Origin of the sequence: Streptomyces sp. NBC_00637 (genome assembly GCF_045161545.1) — a bacterium.
In the GTDB taxonomy this organism is placed as follows: domain Bacteria; phylum Actinomycetota; class Actinomycetes; order Streptomycetales; family Streptomycetaceae; genus Streptomyces.
On the sequence record NZ_CP109046.1, the window covers coordinates 3,275,015 to 3,290,085 of the forward strand.

General features: G+C 73.4%; 10 protein-coding genes. 4 read left to right on the forward strand and 6 right to left on the reverse strand.

Translation table 11 applies throughout. The features are described from left to right. Positions 1 to 17: 17 nt before the first annotated feature. From sucC to OG440_RS14075, 5 genes are all read right to left on the reverse strand, one after another. On the reverse strand, positions 18 to 1,196 hold the full coding sequence (gene sucC / locus OG440_RS14055) for an ADP-forming succinate--CoA ligase subunit beta (protein WP_406007189.1): 1,179 nt from the start codon (positions 1,194 to 1,196) through the stop codon (positions 18 to 20). A gap of 580 nt (positions 1,197 to 1,776) precedes the next feature. After that, positions 1,777 to 2,781: a hypothetical protein gene (locus OG440_RS14060; protein WP_406007190.1), complete on the reverse strand. Its 1,005-nt coding sequence runs from the start codon at positions 2,779 to 2,781 to the stop codon at positions 1,777 to 1,779. A 66-nt stretch (positions 2,782 to 2,847) separates the two neighbouring features. Then, complete coding sequence (locus OG440_RS14065; protein ID WP_406007191.1) at positions 2,848 to 4,053, reverse strand: VWA domain-containing protein; 1,206 nt, start codon at positions 4,051 to 4,053, stop codon at positions 2,848 to 2,850. Beyond that, positions 4,050 to 6,671, reverse strand: a complete 2,622-nt coding sequence (locus OG440_RS14070; RefSeq protein WP_406007192.1) for a DUF5682 family protein — start codon at positions 6,669 to 6,671, stop codon at positions 4,050 to 4,052. Before OG440_RS14070 ends, OG440_RS14065 begins: the two co-directional genes overlap by 4 nt. A 145-nt stretch (positions 6,672 to 6,816) precedes the next feature. Continuing rightward, positions 6,817 to 7,959 carry an AAA family ATPase gene (locus tag OG440_RS14075; protein ID WP_406007193.1) on the reverse strand — a complete coding sequence of 381 codons (1,143 nt, stop codon included), beginning with the start codon at positions 7,957 to 7,959 and terminating at the stop codon, positions 6,817 to 6,819. Between the two features lie 179 nt (positions 7,960 to 8,138). Here OG440_RS14075 and OG440_RS14080 point away from each other — a divergent pair, with 179 nt between their 5' ends. Both OG440_RS14080 and OG440_RS14085 read left to right on the forward strand, forming a co-directional pair. Beyond that, complete coding sequence (locus OG440_RS14080; RefSeq protein WP_406007194.1) at positions 8,139 to 9,491, forward strand: SWIM zinc finger family protein; 1,353 nt, start codon at positions 8,139 to 8,141, stop codon at positions 9,489 to 9,491. A gap of 80 nt (positions 9,492 to 9,571) precedes the next feature. Beyond that, positions 9,572 to 11,260, forward strand: coding sequence for a DUF5691 domain-containing protein (locus OG440_RS14085; RefSeq protein ID WP_406007195.1), 1,689 nt, complete (start codon positions 9,572 to 9,574; stop codon positions 11,258 to 11,260). Between the two features lie 85 nt (positions 11,261 to 11,345). Here the strand turns inward: OG440_RS14085 and OG440_RS14090 are convergent, their stop codons facing one another. After that, entirely contained in the window at positions 11,346 to 11,762 is a 417-nt protein-coding gene (locus tag OG440_RS14090; RefSeq protein WP_020132112.1) for a cobalamin B12-binding domain-containing protein, read from the reverse strand. Between the two features lie 501 nt (positions 11,763 to 12,263). On the opposite strand from OG440_RS14090, the gene OG440_RS14095 reads away from it, so the two are divergent. Further along, positions 12,264 to 13,268, forward strand: a complete 1,005-nt coding sequence (locus tag OG440_RS14095) for an esterase/lipase family protein (RefSeq protein WP_406007196.1) — start codon at positions 12,264 to 12,266, stop codon at positions 13,266 to 13,268. A 293-nt stretch (positions 13,269 to 13,561) separates the two neighbouring features. Further along, entirely contained in the window at positions 13,562 to 15,067 is a 1,506-nt protein-coding gene (locus OG440_RS14100; RefSeq protein WP_406007197.1) for a M23 family metallopeptidase, read from the forward strand. Positions 15,068 to 15,071: the final 4 nt, after the last annotated feature.

Here is a 15,071-nt window from a genome sequence, read left to right on the forward strand (position 1 = left end):
GTTCTGTCCCTCTTCCCTTACTTCGCAGCCGCGAGCTCGGCGGCCTTGTCGGCCGCGCCGTCCATGGTGTCCACGCGCTGGACCAGCGGGTGGTTGGCGTCGGAGAGGATCTTGCGACCCAGCTCGGCGTTGTTGCCGTCCAGACGGACGACCAGCGGCTTGGTGACTTCCTCACCCTTGTCCGCGAGCAGCTGGAGCGCCTGGACGATGCCGTTGGCGACCTCGTCACAGGCGGTGATGCCACCGAAGACGTTGACGAAGACGGACTTGACGTCCGGGTCGCCGAGGATGATCTCCAGGCCGTTCGCCATGACGGCGGCGGAGGCGCCGCCACCGATGTCGAGGAAGTTGGCGGGCTTGACCCCACCGTGCGCCTCGCCGGCGTACGCGACGACGTCCAGCGTGCTCATGACGAGACCCGCGCCGTTGCCGATGATGCCGACCTCGCCGTCGAGCTTGACGTAGTTGAGGTTCTTCGCCTTCGCGGCGGCCTCGAGCGGGTTGGCCGACGCGTGGTCGACGAACTCCGCGTGTCCCGGCTGACGGAACTCGGCGTTCTCGTCCAGCGAGACCTTGCCGTCGAGGGCGATGACGTCGCCGGAGGCGACCTTCGCCAGCGGGTTGACCTCGACGAGGAGGGCGTCCTCCTCGATGAAGGTCTTCCACAGCGTCACGAGGACGTTGGCGACCTTGTCGGCGACCTCGGCCGGGAAGTTCGCCGCCTCGACGATCTCACGGGCCTTCTCGGGGGTCACACCCTCGTTGGCGTCGATCGGCGTCTTGGCGACGGCCTCGGGGCGGGTCTCCGCCACCTCCTCGATCTCCATGCCGCCCTCGACGGACGCGATGGAGAGGAAGGTGCGGTTGGCACGGTCGAGGAGGAAGGAGACGTAGTACTCCTCCAGGATCTCCGGGGCCGTCTCGGCGATCATCACCTTGTGGACCGTGTGGCCCTTGATGTCCATGCCGAGGATGTCCGTCGCACGGGCGACGGCCTCGTCCGGGGTGGCGGCGAGCTTCACGCCACCGGCCTTGCCACGCCCGCCGACCTTCACCTGGGCCTTGACGACGGACTTGCCACCGAGACGCTCGGTGGCTGCGCGGGCGGCCTCAGGCGTGTCGATGACTTCACCGGCCAGCACCGGTACATCGTGCTTGGCGAAGAGGTCCCTCGCCTGGTACTCGAACAGGTCCACGCGCTTCCGTCCCTATCAGTGATCTCGCGGTTCGTTGTCTGCGTGGGCGTGCCGCGAGGGCAACGTGACGTCCGCCGTCTGTCAGTCACAAGGGAGGCGCACACGGTGTCCGAGCGCGCGGCATGTCCGTCTCGCAGGTTATCGCTGCTTGCAGGAGGCCCCTAAATCGAGGGTCACACCTGAGCGGTGATACCTGTCACATGATGCCGGGATCACTGACACCCGGTGCCGGATGTGAGGTGACGGGAAGGACGCGAAGGGGGACGGGGCGGGGATACGGGGAGGGCCTCACCGGGTTGGGGTTGGCCCGGTGAGGCCCCTTGAGCAGCCCCTCAGGGGCACAGGGCGGTGGATCCTCACCCCAATGAGGATCACTCGGCCCCGTCCGTGAGGTTTCGGTCGGACGAAACCGAAGGCTTTCGGCCGTCCGGGGGCCTGCCGCCTCACGGAGTCAAGCGGTCAGACGCATGACGCGCTGCCGTAGTAGGTGGTCTCGCGCGCTCCGCGTACCGCTCCGCATGCCGGCCAGTCGTTCGGCCGGGGCGCAGGCGCGGGGGCGCGAGGGGAGGGGTGAGCGTCCCTAGCCGGGGAAGACCGGGATGTTCCGGTGCCTGTCCCGCGTACCGGCGGGGTCGGTGCGCGGGGTGCTGCCGGGCACCAGCCGCAGCGGCACCCGGTGACACGTCGTGACGGCGTGTGTGTCGCCGTGCCGGGACGCACCGGCGTCGAGCACCGACGCCCCGCCGCACAGCACGCCGTCGCCGTCACCGGCGGGCCCCCGGCGCGCGGGCCCGGGAGCGGCGGGGGCGGAGACGGGGGCGTGCGCGGGAACGTGACCGGCGCGGGCGGACGCGGCACGGTGACCGTCGTCGACCGACCCGCCGACACCGATGCCGGTGCCGATGGCCACGGGTCCGTACGACGTCCGGTCCGCAACCGCGGCCGCACTCGCCGCCCCATGCGCATCCGCCGCCGTGTCCGCCTGCGGCACGGACGCGGTCCCCGCCTCGGCGGTCGTTCCGTCGCCGAGCCCGTTCCCCTGCCCGTCCGGCGACGGGGTCGCCGCGGAGCCCTGCGCGGGCACCTCCCCGACCGGCACCGGAGCCGCCGGAAGGGCCGGAAGGGCCGGAAGGTCGGGGACAACGGGGAGGGACGGGAGAGGGGGGAGGGTGGGAAGAGGGGGGAGAGCGGGGAGGCTCGGAAGGGTGGGGAGGCTCGGAAGGCTGGGAAGCGAGAGCTCGCGCCCCTCGCCCACGGCCGCCACCACATCACCGACCGCCGGAACCGACGTCAGACCCTCGGCCTGTTCGGTCACCGCGGCCGCGGCCGGTACGGACAGAGCCGGAGTGGACAGGGCCGGAGTGGACAGAGCCGGAGTGGACAGGGCCGGAGTGGACAGCGCCGACGTGGACAGGGCCGGCGTGGACAAACCCTCCGCCGCGTGTGCCTGTTCACCGCAGAGAAACCCGAGCGCGAACAACCCGCCTACCAGAAGCGCCAGTTGCACCACACGTCGCCCGGCCGCGCCCCGCAGGACGCGCAGGACCCGCAGAGCGGCACCCGGCAGAGCGGTGGGCGAGGTCAAGGGGGGAGGTTCCTCCCGTGCGGCGACGACGTGCCCCCGATCCTCGCATGCGCGTCCCGCGTCGCGTCAGGCGGTGTCCGGCACGGGAAGCGGGCGCTTCTCGATCGCCGCCGCCATGACGTCCGGGAACAGATCGGGCGTGCAGGCGAACGCCGGTGCGCCCAGCGCCGCGAGCGCCGCCGCGTGCTCCCGGTCGTAGGCGGGCGCCCCCTCGTCCGACAGTGCGAGCAGCGCGACGAACTGCACGCCGGCCGCCTTCATCGCCGCGACGCGCTTGAGCATCTCGTCCCGTATGCCTCCCTCGTACAGGTCGCTGACGAGGACCACCACCGTCTCGGCGGGCCGGGTGATCTGTGTCTGGCAGTAGGCGAGCGCCCGGTTGATGTCCGTGCCGCCGCCGAGCCGGGTGCCGAACAGGACGTCCACCGGGTCGTCGAGCAGTTCGGTGAGATCGGCAACCGCCGTGTCGAAGACGACGAGCCGGGTGCCGATCGACCGCATCGACGCCAGTACCGCCCCGAAGACCGACGCGTACACCACCGACGACGCCATCGAGCCCGACTGGTCGATGCAGAGGATCACCTCCTTCTGCACGGACCGCGACGCCCGCCCGTATCCGACGAGCCGTTCCGGCACGACCGTCCCGTACTCGGGCAGGTAGTGCTTGAGGTTGGCGGCGATCGTGCGGTTCCAGTCGATGTCGTGATGGCGTGGGCGGTGGACGCGCGTGCCGCGGTCGAGGGCCCCGGTGAGGGCGGCCCGGGTGCGGGTGGCGAGCCGCTTCTCCAGGTCCTCGACGACCTTGCGGACCACGGCCCGTGCCGTCTCCTTCGTCGTCTCGGGCATCGCCTTGTTCAACGAGAGCAGGGTGCCCACGAGATGTACGTCGGCCTCCACGGCCTCCAGCATCTCCGGTTCCAGCAGCAGCGCGGACAGCCCCAGCCGGTCGATCGCGTCGCGTTGCATGACCTGTACGACGGAGGAGGGGAAGTACGTGCGGATGTCCCCGAGCCAGCGGGCGACCGACGGCGCCGAGGCCCCGAGCCCGGCCGACCGGTCCCGTCCCGTCCGCGCTTCGCTCTCCTTCTCGTAGAGGGCCGTGAGGGCCCCGTCCATCTCGGCGTCCCGCCCGGAGAGACCGTGGCCGGTGCCGTCCGCCGCCTCGCCCCCGAGCACCAGCCGCCAGCGCCGCAGCCGCTCCCGCCCGGCCTCGGTCGCCGCGGCGTCGGTCGTCGAAGCGTCGGTCGTCGAAGCCGCGTCGGTCGTCGTCATGTACCCACCCTCGCCGTCTCGTTGTCGTCGGCCGGGCCGGCATCCGGTCCCGGCCCCGGTCCCCTCCCCGGCTCCAGCCCCAGCAGCAGCCGCACCACCGGCAGGACGGCGTCCGCGCGTCCCTCGTCGAGCCCGGCCGCGAACCCGGGTGTCCCCGAGGCCGTGCCGGGACCGCCGCCCCGCTTCCCCGGGCCACGCCGGACCAGCTCGCCGAGCGTTCTGCGCACGCCTGTGTCGTACGCCGAGAACGTCCGCCGCAGCAACGGCAGTACGTCCGTGAACGCGTCCGCCGGCACCGCCGTGAGCCATCCGTCGACCAGCCCGAGCAGCCTTTCGTCGTGCACGAGAAGCAGTCCGCCTCCGGAGCCGCCTCCGACGAAACCCTCGATCCAGGCCGCCGCGTCCGACGGCGGTGCCCCCGGCGACAGGGCGAGTCCCATGAGCCGCGCCGCCTCGTCCTGGTGCAACTCCCCCTCGTCCAGGAGCAGCCGCACGGCCCGGCCCCGGATCACCCCCGGCACGGTGTCCCGCCCGGAAAACACCCGCAGCACGCTCCGCCACCGCGCCCGCAGACCGCCGTGCCCCGGACGGGACCCACCGCCGCGATCCCGGTCGCCCGCCGGGGAGACACCCGGCGGTTCCCCGACGCCGCGCTCCCTCCCGCTCCCGTTCCCGCTTTCGCTCCCGCCGGTCTCCACGGCTCCGGGGCCGCCCCCCGCCGTCCCGGCCGGTGCGTCGGCCGCCGACCGGGGCGGTGCACCGGCCTGCTCCCGGACCGTCGTCGTCTCCTCCAGCAACCCGACCGCTGCGTGCACCGCGTCCACATGGCGCCGCATCTCGTCCGCCGCGTCCGCGTCCAGCGAGACGCAGGCCGGGGGCAGGCCGACGAACACCCGTTCGGCGAGGCCCGCGGCGACCTCCGCCAGCGCGCCGGTGTCGGTGCCGCGTACGTCTCCGTAGCGCAGTGAACGGACCAACGCGGGCAGGGCCTGGGCGAGATGGCCGACGTCCGTGTCCAGGGCCGCCCGGTCGGCGAGGACCCGCATCACCGTCGGGAGCGCGTCCGGCAGCCCGGCCGGCAGACAGCGCTCGGCGAGCCCGGTCACCTCGGCGAGGCTCCGCGCGGCGACGGCGTCCGCTTCCGCCTTGGCGGTGGCCGCGGCGAGCACCGTCGTCCCCCATACCCCGGCCTCGGCGGTCCGCACCGACAGCTCCGGCTCCCACCGCAGCCGCCATGCCTCCCGGAACGTTCCCGTGCTGCCGGGCGAGGCGGCCGGCCTGCCCCACGCGATCCGCAGCAGCCGCAGCCGGTGCAGGAGCCTGCTGCGCTCGGCGTCGTTGTCCTTGCGCAGATCGAGCGCCACCTCGCGTTCGTCCGCCTCCGGCTTGAGCCGCAGTCGGCGCTGAAGCCGGTCGAGGTCACGCTGCAACGGCACCGCGGGCGCGCCGGCCGGCACCTCGCCCAGCACGTCCCCGACCACCAGCCGGTCGCGTACCAGCGCCAACGGAACGTCCGAGCCCTCGCACAGCACCGCGCGCACGGCGTCGGTCGTCTCGCTCAGACCGGGCAGCGGCCGGCCGCGCAGCGCGGCGAGGGTCTCGGCCAGCCGGACCGCCTCGATGACATGCGCCGGGGACACGATCCGGTGCTCCGCACGGAGCAGGACCGCCACCTTCGTCAGCCACCGCTCGACCGGCCGGTCCGGCGCGCCGAACAGGTGGGCGTACCAGCCCGGCGAGTCGATCCCCGCCCCGTATCCCCCGGTCCGGGCCAGTCTGCGGTGGGTCCACGGCACCCAGGTGAGATCGGCCCTGACCTTGGGCAGCCCCCTGAGCAGGGCGCGGTCGGCGGCGACGGCGACTTTCCGGCGCAGCGCGGGGACATGCCACGCCCCGCACACCACGGCCACGCCGTCCGACCCGAACTCCTTCTGCGCCGAACGCACTTGGACGCGCATGTACGCCTCGCGCACCAGGTCCCGGTCGCCGTCCCCCCTTTCTGCGGTGCCGCCTCCCTCCCGCAGCGCCGTCATGGCCTCCTCCAGCGCGGCGAAGGGCGCGAACGGATCCTTCGCCCCCGTCGACCGGTGCTCGACGACGTCCTCCCACCACCGCTCGGGATCGTCGTACCCGGCAACCGCGGCGAGCCGGCCGAGAGGGTCCCCCCGTACCCCCTCTCCGACGCCGGGCGCTTCGTCCTCCCGCCCAGGTCCGCTCCCGCTCCCGCCGGGTTCCGGCCCTTCCTTGTCCCAGGCCAGGGTGTGGGTGGCCGGGAGGTCGATGAAGCGGGCGGGGACGCCGTGCTCCAGGGCCCAGCGGAGGGCGACCCATTCCGGGGAGAACCCGGCCAGGGGCCAGAAGACCGAACGGCCGGGTTCGTCGACGGCGTGGGCGAGCAGCGCGACCGGCGGCCGCATGCCCTCGTCGGCGGCGAGCGGGATCAGCGCGTCGGCCTCGGGCGGCCCCTCGACCAGCACGGTCCGGGGCCGGGCGGCGTCCAGCGCCGCCCGTACCGCCCGCGCCGACCCCGGCCCGTGATGACGCACCCCGAGCAGCAAGGGCCGGTCCGCTCCCGCGCCCTGCCCGCCGCCCCGGCCGTCCTCCGTGACGCCTGTCATCCCCTGCCCTCACGCCTGCGGGGCCACCTCGTGTCGTCGTCCACAGCCACCCTCCACGCTCCGCGGGCGCACGCCCGGATCCCCTCGTAGCCGCTGCCCGCGTTGTTTCCGCCGTTGTTTTCGCCGCTGTTCCCGCCGCTCCCGTTCACGCGCTCACCTCGCGGCACGCCCGGTAGAAGTCCGTCCAGCCGGCGCGTTCGCGGACGACCGCCTCCAGGTACTCCTGCCAGACGACCCGGTCGGCCGCCGGATCGCGGACGACGGCGCCGAGGACGCCCGCGGCCACGTCCCCCGCCCGCAGCACGCCGTCGCCGAAGTGCGCGGCCAGGGCGAGACCTCCGGTGACGACGGAGATGGCCTCGGCGGTGGACAGCGTGCCGCTCGGCGACTTCACCTTCGTACGGCCGTCGGAGGTGACGCCGGCGCGCAGTTCGCGGAAGACCGTCACCACCCGGCGGATCTCGTCGATACCGTCGGGCGCGGCCGGCAGGTCGAGGGAGCGGCCGATCTGGTCGACACGCCGGGCGACGATGTCCACCTCGGCCTCGACACTCTCGGGCAACGGCAGCACCACCGAGTTGAAGCGGCGGCGCAGGGCGCTGGACAGCTCGTTGACCCCGCGGTCACGGTCGTTGGCCGTGGCGATGAGACTGAACCCGCGGACCGCCTGCACCTCCTGCCCCAACTCCGGTATCGGCAGCGTCTTCTCCGACAGGATGGTGATGAGGGTGTCCTGCACGTCGGCCGGGATCCGGGTCAGCTCCTCCACCCGCACCGTCGCCCCCTCCGCCATGGCGCGCATGACGGGGCTGGGCACCAGCGCGTCCCGGCTCGGACCGTGCGCGAGCAGCTGCGCGTAGTTCCAGCCGTAGCGGATCGCCTCCTCCGGAGTGCCCGCGGTGCCCTGTACCAGCAGCGTCGAGTCACCGCTGACCGCCGCCGCCAGGTGTTCGGAGACCCAGGTCTTGGCGGTGCCCGGGACGCCGAGCAGCAGCAGGGCGCGGTCGGTGGCGAGGGTGGACACGGCGACCTCGACGATGCGACGCGGGCCCACGTACTTCGGCGAGATCACCGTGCCGTCCGGCAGGACGCCGCCGAGCAGATAGGTGGCGACGGCCCACGGCGACAGCTTCCAGCGGGCCGGGCGCGGCCGGTCGTCCTGCGCGGCCAGCGCGGCGAGTTCGTCGGCGAAAGCGTCCTCGGCGTGCGGACGCAACGGCTCCGCCGGCTCGTTCCCCCTCGGTACCACGGACGTCGGATCCGGCGTGTGATCTACGGACACGGACATGGCTGAGACCCCCTCCAGCTCGGCCGGTTCGGTATCTGGTGTCCACCGTGCACCACGCCACTGACAACGCGATCCGACCTGCGAAAACGTCCTTCCGGCCACACGGTCGGGGCGGCCGGAGGACGATCGGCGGGCGCTCGCCGGACCGATTGTCAGTGGTGGGATCTACCTTCGATGGCATGACTCAGCAGGGGGTGCGCTGGACGGCGGACCAGGTGCTGGCACTGGCGCCTGACTCCACGTCACGCAAAGCGGGAAGCAAACTCGGCACGGCCGATCCGTGGTCGGGCACGGGCAGTTCGCGGGAGGGGGCGGTATGGGGCGTGTGCGAGGGCGGCGGCGGCACACCGTACCGGACGGTCGTCGACACCGCGGACGGGCGCGGTCCGGCGTACCACTGCAACTGTCCGAGCCGTAAGTCCCCGTGCAAGCACGCGCTCGGGCTGCTGCTGCTCTGGTCGGGCGGCGAGGATGCGATGCCGGCGGACCGGGCACCGGACTGGGCCGAGCGCTGGATCGCGGGACGCAGACGTACACGGGACGAACGGGGCGCCGGCCCCGCGGGTTCCGGGTCCGGGCTCGCCGATCCGGAGGGAGCGCGCCGCCGGGCGGAGCGCCGCGCCGAACGGATCACCGCGGGCGCGACGGAGCTGGAGGAGCGGCTCGCCGACCTCCTGCGCTCCGGCCTGGCCACGGCCGAGCAGTCGGGGTACGGGCTGTGGGAGGAGACGGCGGCCCGCATGGTCGACGCCCAGGCCCCCGGACTCGCTTCTCGCGTGCGGGAGTTGGGGGCTGTCCCTGGGTCCGGGCCGGACTGGCCTGCGCGGTTGCTGGAGGAGTGCGCACTGCTCCATCTCCTCGACCAGGGCTGGCTGCACCGGGAGGGGCTGCCGGACGCCCTGGCGGCGACCGTCCGCGCCCGGGTGGGCCTGCCGTCCTCTCCGACGGGCCCGCCGGTCCGCGACCAGTGGCTGGTGCTCGCCCAGTACGACACGCCGGACCCGAGACTGACGACCCGCCGCATCTGGCTGTACGGCACCGCCACGGGCCGCACGGCGCTCCTCCTCTCCTACGGCGCCGCGGGCCGCGCACCGGAGCTCACCCTGCCCGTCGGTCTCGCCCTGGACGCGGAACTGTCCGCACATCCGGGCACGGGTCGGCAACGGGTCTCGCTCGGCGAGCAGTTCGCCCCGCCCGCCCTCACCGGGACCCGGCCCCCCGGCGGGACGACGACGGAGGCGACCGCCCGTTACGGCGAGGCCCTGCGCCGCGACCCCTGGCAGGACTCCGTTCCGGTGACGCTGGACAACGTCATACCGACCCCGGACGGCGGCTCCTGGCAACTGGCGGACGCCGAGGGCGACACGGCGTTGCCGCTGACCCCCGCGGCGGTCTCCCGCCCGGGCCTGTGGCGCCTGGTCGCCCTCTCGGGCGGCGCCCCCGTCAGGGTCTTCGGCGAGTGCGGCCACCGCGGCTTCACCCCGCTGACGGCCTGGCCCGCGGGCGCGGGAGAGGCGGTACGCCTGTGCTGAACGAACCATCACGGCAACCCCGACGGCCGCACCGACCCACGACGGCAACGGCAACGGCAACGGCAACGGAAAGGAGACCCATGAACGCCACTCCGCCCCCGTCCCCCGCACCCGCCTGGGAGGACCTGGTCACCGCGGCCCTCCTCGGCACGGACCGCCGGACACCCCCGGGCGGGCCCCCCGGCCGGGCCGCGCCGGCCGCCCTACTGGACGCGGCGGCCGCGGAGACCGTACGCCGACGAGCCGGTCTGCGTCCGGGACGGGCGGCCCCGCGGCCGGCGCCGGCCGCCGAGGACCCCCGTCCGGCACTGCCCGTCGCGGCGGCCCGCCGGCTCGCCTTCCTGCTGGCAGGCCGCCCGGGCACCGGCGCCGGCGGCCGCCGGGGCACCGCACCGGACCTCATGGAGCTGCTGCCCCAATGGCTGACGGCGGTGAACGCCCGAGGTTTCGCCGCGCCCGCCGAGTCCCTCCCCGCGCTGCTGGACGCGGCACGCGGACGTACGGACCTGCGCCCGGCGGCGCTGGAGTTCGCCGGACCGCGCGCCCTGTGGCTGGCCCGGCTGAACCCCGACTGGCGGTTCGCCCTGCGCGCGACACCGGGCGGCGGCACCTCGCTGCCGGGCCCCGCGGAGACCGAGCGCGCCGAGACGCTCTGGCAGGAGGGCCTGTTCGCCGAGCGGGTCGCCCTGCTGGCGTCGATCCGGTTCCGCGACCCCGACGCGGCCCGCGACCTGCTGGCCGCGACCTGGTCGACGGAGCGCGCCGAGGACCGGCTGATGTTCCTCGACTCGCTGCGCACCGGCCTCGGCCCGCTCGACGAGCCCTTCCTGGAGCAGGCGCTGACGGACCGGAGCCGCAACGTCCGGGCCACCGCCGCGGAGCTGCTCTCGGCGCTGCCGGGTTCGGCACTCGCCGCGCGGATGGCGGTCCGGGCCGGCGCGTGCGTGGCCGTCGATCACACCCTGGACACGCCGACGCTCCTCGTGGAGGCCCCGCACGAGTGCGACGCGGCCATGGAACGCGACGGCGTGTCGGCCAAGGCGCCCCCCGGCCGGGGTGAACGGTCCTGGTGGTTCGGCCAACTCGTAGAAGCTGCCCCGCTCGCCACCTGGCCGGCACGCCTGGGCGGCCGTACGCCGGAGCAGATCGTGGCGCTGCCGGTGGCCGACGACTGGCTGGGCGAGCTGCACGCGGCGTGGTGCCGGGCCGCCGTGCGGCAATGTGACGCCGACTGGTCGCGGGCGCTGCTGGGGGTGCCGTCGGCGCCCGGCGCGGGCGGCCCGGGCGCGGTCTCCCTCGCCGAACGGGCCAAGCTGCTGGGCACCCTCCCGGTGGCGGAACGCGCCGAGTGGGTCGCCGGCTTCATCGCGGCCCACGGCCTCTCGGAAGCCTTCCAACTGCTCGGCGTATGCCCCGTGCCGTGGGCCACGCCGCTCGGCCGTGCCGTCGTCGACGCGCTCAACATCGCACGGGACGCGGGAAGTTACCCCTGGAGCTTCAGCGGCGTGATGGGCCTGGCCGAACGCTGCCTCGACCCCGAGGAGGCAACCCGCCTCGACGCCCTCCTGGCCGTACCGGACGAAACGGAGAACGCCTCCCCCGGCGCAGGCGGCTACTGGGCGGAGGCATTCCAACGACTGGGCAGAACACTGCGCCTACGAGCCGTGATGACCCAGGAACTGCAACCACCACCGGCCGGCACACCCGGCCCGCCCGACCCGGGACGCGATGGAGCACAGGCCCGCAGATCCAGCCCGTCCGGCGCTTGAGGACGAGGCCCGTTCAGGGCCGATCGGGGGTCCGGGGGCAGCGCCCCCGGAGAACGCTCACCCGAGCCACCCGCACGACGACCGCTCAAGCGCCCGCAGGCTGCCGCACGTTCGCCCGAACCCAGTCGACGATCGAAGCGGTGGTCGCCCCCGGCGTGAAGATCTCCGCGACCCCCTTCTCCTTCAACGGCGCGATGTCCGCCTCCGGGATGATGCCCCCGCCGAACACCAGGATGTCCGCCGCGTCCCGCTCCTTCAACAGCTCGATCACCGCGGCGAAGAGCGTGTTGTGGGCCCCGGACAGGATGGACAGACCGATCGCGTCGGCGTCCTCCTGGATCGCGGTGCCGACGATCTGCTCGGGCGTCTGGTGAAGCCCGGTGTAGATGACCTCCATACCGGCGTCACGCAGCGCCCGCGCGATCACCTTGGCCCCGCGATCGTGGCCGTCGAGCCCCGGCTTGGCGACCACCACGCGGATCGGACCGGCTGCCACACCCATCACTGCCTCCATGAAGCGACTACGTCCATCCTCAACGGCACGGACACCCCGTGCCACACCGCCCGGGGAAGTGAACGAACGTTATCGCCAGCATCCCGCAACCGGCAGTTTCGCGGTGTGGACCGAGGGGGAAATCACACGAAGGGACACTTTCACCGCGCACCGATCCCCCGCGCCACGGGGGATCGGCCGCACCGGGAGCCGCAGGAAGGTCGCCGTACCGTCGCGTCACAGGCCGCTGGCGTGGCGGTCCGGCGCATCGGAAGGCACGATGGGCACGTAGGACAGGTAAGGCACGACAGCGGGGAGCCTCGTCGCCAGACCGGCAGGGTTCCTCGTACGTCAACGGCGCAACGGGTGTCACACAAGCCGTACACGCCCCGCGCTCCAGGCCGAACCCGCCCCACTCCCTGCCGTGCCCGATCGACCTCCTCCACCGCGACTTCCACGAGGGCACACGGGGGACAGAGAAGTCCTCAGCGTGCCGACAGGAGGTCGGCCATGAAGGTCACCCGGGCACTTCAGCCCTTTCTGCCGCTGTGCCAGCGTCTGCTGCCGGACCTGCGGACCCTTCCGGGCATCCTGAACCTCTCGGGGTTGCCGAGCCTGCCGACCCTCCCAGGACTGCCCGGCCTGCCCGGTCTGCCGAGCAGGCTGGCCGGTCTCTCCCTGGCCCTCCTCAAGGCGACCGCGCTGGATCTCGCGATCCTCGCGGGCCACCTGCTGCTCTATCCCTCCGGCATGGCCCAGGAGCGCCGCGCCGCGGCCTGCCCCGCCCAGCCGAGGGTGGCCGGCGCCGACGGCCCGGCACAGCTGCCGACCAAGGCCCCGCTCCCGGTCGTCCTGCTGCACGGGTTCATCGACAACCGTTCCGTGTTCGTCCTGCTGCGCCGCAGCCTCGCCCAACACGGCAGGCACCGGGTGGAGTCGCTCAACTACTCCCCCCTGACCTGCGACATCCGGACCGCCGCCGAGCTGCTCGGCCGGCACATCGAGGAGATCTGCGAGCGCACGGGAAGTTCGCAGGTCGACGTGGTCGGACACAGCCTGGGCGGTCTCATCGCCCGCTACTACGTGCAGCGACTGGGCGGCGACGGCCGGGTCGGGACGCTGGTCACGCTGGGCACTCCGCACTCGGGCACCCGGGTGGCGCCGCTGGCGAACGCCCACCCGATCGTGCGCCAGATGCGTCCGGGCTCCGCGGTGATCGAGGAGCTGTCCCGGCCGGCGCCGGGCTGCCGTACGCGGTTCGTCAGCTTCTGGAGCGACCTCGACCACCTGATGGACCCGCTGGAGAGCGCCTGTGTCGACCATCCCGACCTGCTGGTGCAGAACGTCCGGGTGACCGGGATCGGCCACCTCGCCCTGCCGGTTCATCCGGCCGTCGCCACCGGCATACGGCAGGCCCTCGACACGGTGCGCACGGGAGCGTCCGCCGGCGCCCGGACCGGGAGTCGGGTGGACGCCCGCCCGGGCGCGCAGACCGACGGCCTCACCGTGGCCTGACCACACCCCGCCCGCACCCCGCCGAATCGCGCCGCCGACGCCCCCTTCCGGCCGTCCTACCGTCCCCGGATGGCGGTCCGACCGTCCCCGGATATCGAACGCCATTCGAACGTAGAGCCAAACCCGCGCCCGCCGTCCCCCGAAACACGGCCGAATGCCCCTTTCCCGCAGGCACGAAACCTGCGGAAGATTGTCGTGCCCGCGTACTGCCGGGTACAGTCGCCGCACTGCTCTGGCAGCCCCTGTTGTCGGCGAAAGAGAAGTTGGTGAACGACCGTCACCCGTCGGGAATCATGACCACCCCGACCCCGACTTCCGACGCCGCTTCGGCGCACTACGCGTCGTACGGCACCCAGGAAGCCCAGTACGACGGCTTCACCGCGTACCCCGGCTACGAGAGCGCCGCCTTCGACGCCGGCGCCCACGCCACCGGCCACTTCCCGCAGGCCGACCCGCTCTTCGGTGAGCTTCCGGGAGACGGCACGAACCACGCCGCCGGCACGTACGACCACACCCAGTGGGGCACCGGCGGCCACCAGGTCCCGGACACGGGCAGTCACCAGACCCTGAATTACGACGGGTACGCGGCCCAGCACCAGGCCGCCTACGACACCGGCGGGTACGACGCCACCGCCTGGTCCACCGGCGCCCACCAGCAGCTGAACGCCGTCCCGCAGCAGGGCACGGCACCCGATGCCAGTGGCCAGTGGGACGCGAGCGCCTGGCTGCAGCCCGACCAATCCGTGACCCCCGCCGACCAGACCCAGCAGTGGGAATGGGGCACGCAGGCCTTCGACACCGGCGCGTACGACGCCACGCAGTGGAACTCCGACGGCGGCGAAGACGCGCAGCGGGCCTCCGACGACCACGAACACGAGCAGCAGGCCGAGGTCCCGTTCGACCAGCAGGCCACCGCCACCTTCGAACAGGTCGGGCTCGACGAACACGCCCCGGCCGAGGACGGGTTGCCCGACGGCGACCCGCTGCCCCTCCTCGACGACCAGGAAGAGACGACCCCGGCCCCCGCGCCGGGCGGGCGGGCGGCCGCCCGCAACGCGAACCGTTCCCGGCGCCGGATGCCCGCGAAGCGCTCCGCGCTGCTGACCGTGGCCGTGCCCTCGGTCTGCGTGATGGGGGTCGCCGGGATCGCCGCGGCCTCGGTCGGCACGCTGACCGGCGGCGACGACAAGGACACCACGGCGTCCGCCTCGGACGCGCAGCCGGTGAAACCGTCCACCGCCAACACCAAGCTGGACGCCCAGCTCGAGACCCTCAGCGCCGGGGCCGACGACTTCGCCGACCGGGCCAGCCGGACGCAGGAACGTCTCGACCTCAAGACGCAGCAGGAAGCCGAGAAGAAGAAGGCGGCGGCCGAGGCGGCCCGCAAGGAGCGGCTGCGCCCGAAGTACGCCCTCCCGGTCGAGCAGCACGGCCTCAGCGCCTACTTCGGCCAGGCCGGCGTCAACTGGATGTCCCAGCACACCGGTATCGACTTCCCCGTCTCCTACGGCACGACCGTGATGGCGGCGACCGACGGCACCGTACGGACGCAGTGGAACAGCGCCTACGGCAACATGCTGATCATCACCGCGAAGGACGGCACGGAGACCTGGTACTGCCACCTCTCCAGCTACCGGGTGTCCTCCGGTACGACGGTGAAGGCCGGCGACCCGGTCGCGTACTCCGGGAATTCCGGCAACTCCACCGGCCCGCACCTGCACTTCGAGGTCCGGCCCGCGGGCGGCTCCGCGATCGACCCGCTGCCGTGGCTGCGCAGCCACGACCTCGACCCGACCTGAGCGC

Bases quoted from the DNA above. Each gene is read 5' to 3' on its own strand.
- OG440_RS14065 (WP_406007191.1), bottom strand. From the start codon at position 4,053: ATGACGACGACCGACGCGGCTTCGACGACCGACGCTTCGACGACCGAC.
- OG440_RS14070 (WP_406007192.1), bottom strand. From the start codon at position 6,671: ATGACAGGCGTCACGGAGGACGGCCGGGGCGGCGGGCAGGGCGCGGGA.
- OG440_RS14075 (WP_406007193.1), bottom strand. From the start codon at position 7,959: ATGTCCGTGTCCGTAGATCACACGCCGGATCCGACGTCCGTGGTACCG.
- OG440_RS14080 (WP_406007194.1), top strand. From the start codon at position 8,139: ATGACTCAGCAGGGGGTGCGCTGGACGGCGGACCAGGTGCTGGCACTG.
- OG440_RS14085 (WP_406007195.1), top strand. From the start codon at position 9,572: ATGAACGCCACTCCGCCCCCGTCCCCCGCACCCGCCTGGGAGGACCTG.
- OG440_RS14090 (WP_020132112.1), bottom strand. From the start codon at position 11,762: ATGGGTGTGGCAGCCGGTCCGATCCGCGTGGTGGTCGCCAAGCCGGGG.
- OG440_RS14095 (WP_406007196.1), top strand. From the start codon at position 12,264: ATGAAGGTCACCCGGGCACTTCAGCCCTTTCTGCCGCTGTGCCAGCGT.
- OG440_RS14100 (WP_406007197.1), top strand. From the start codon at position 13,562: ATGACCACCCCGACCCCGACTTCCGACGCCGCTTCGGCGCACTACGCG.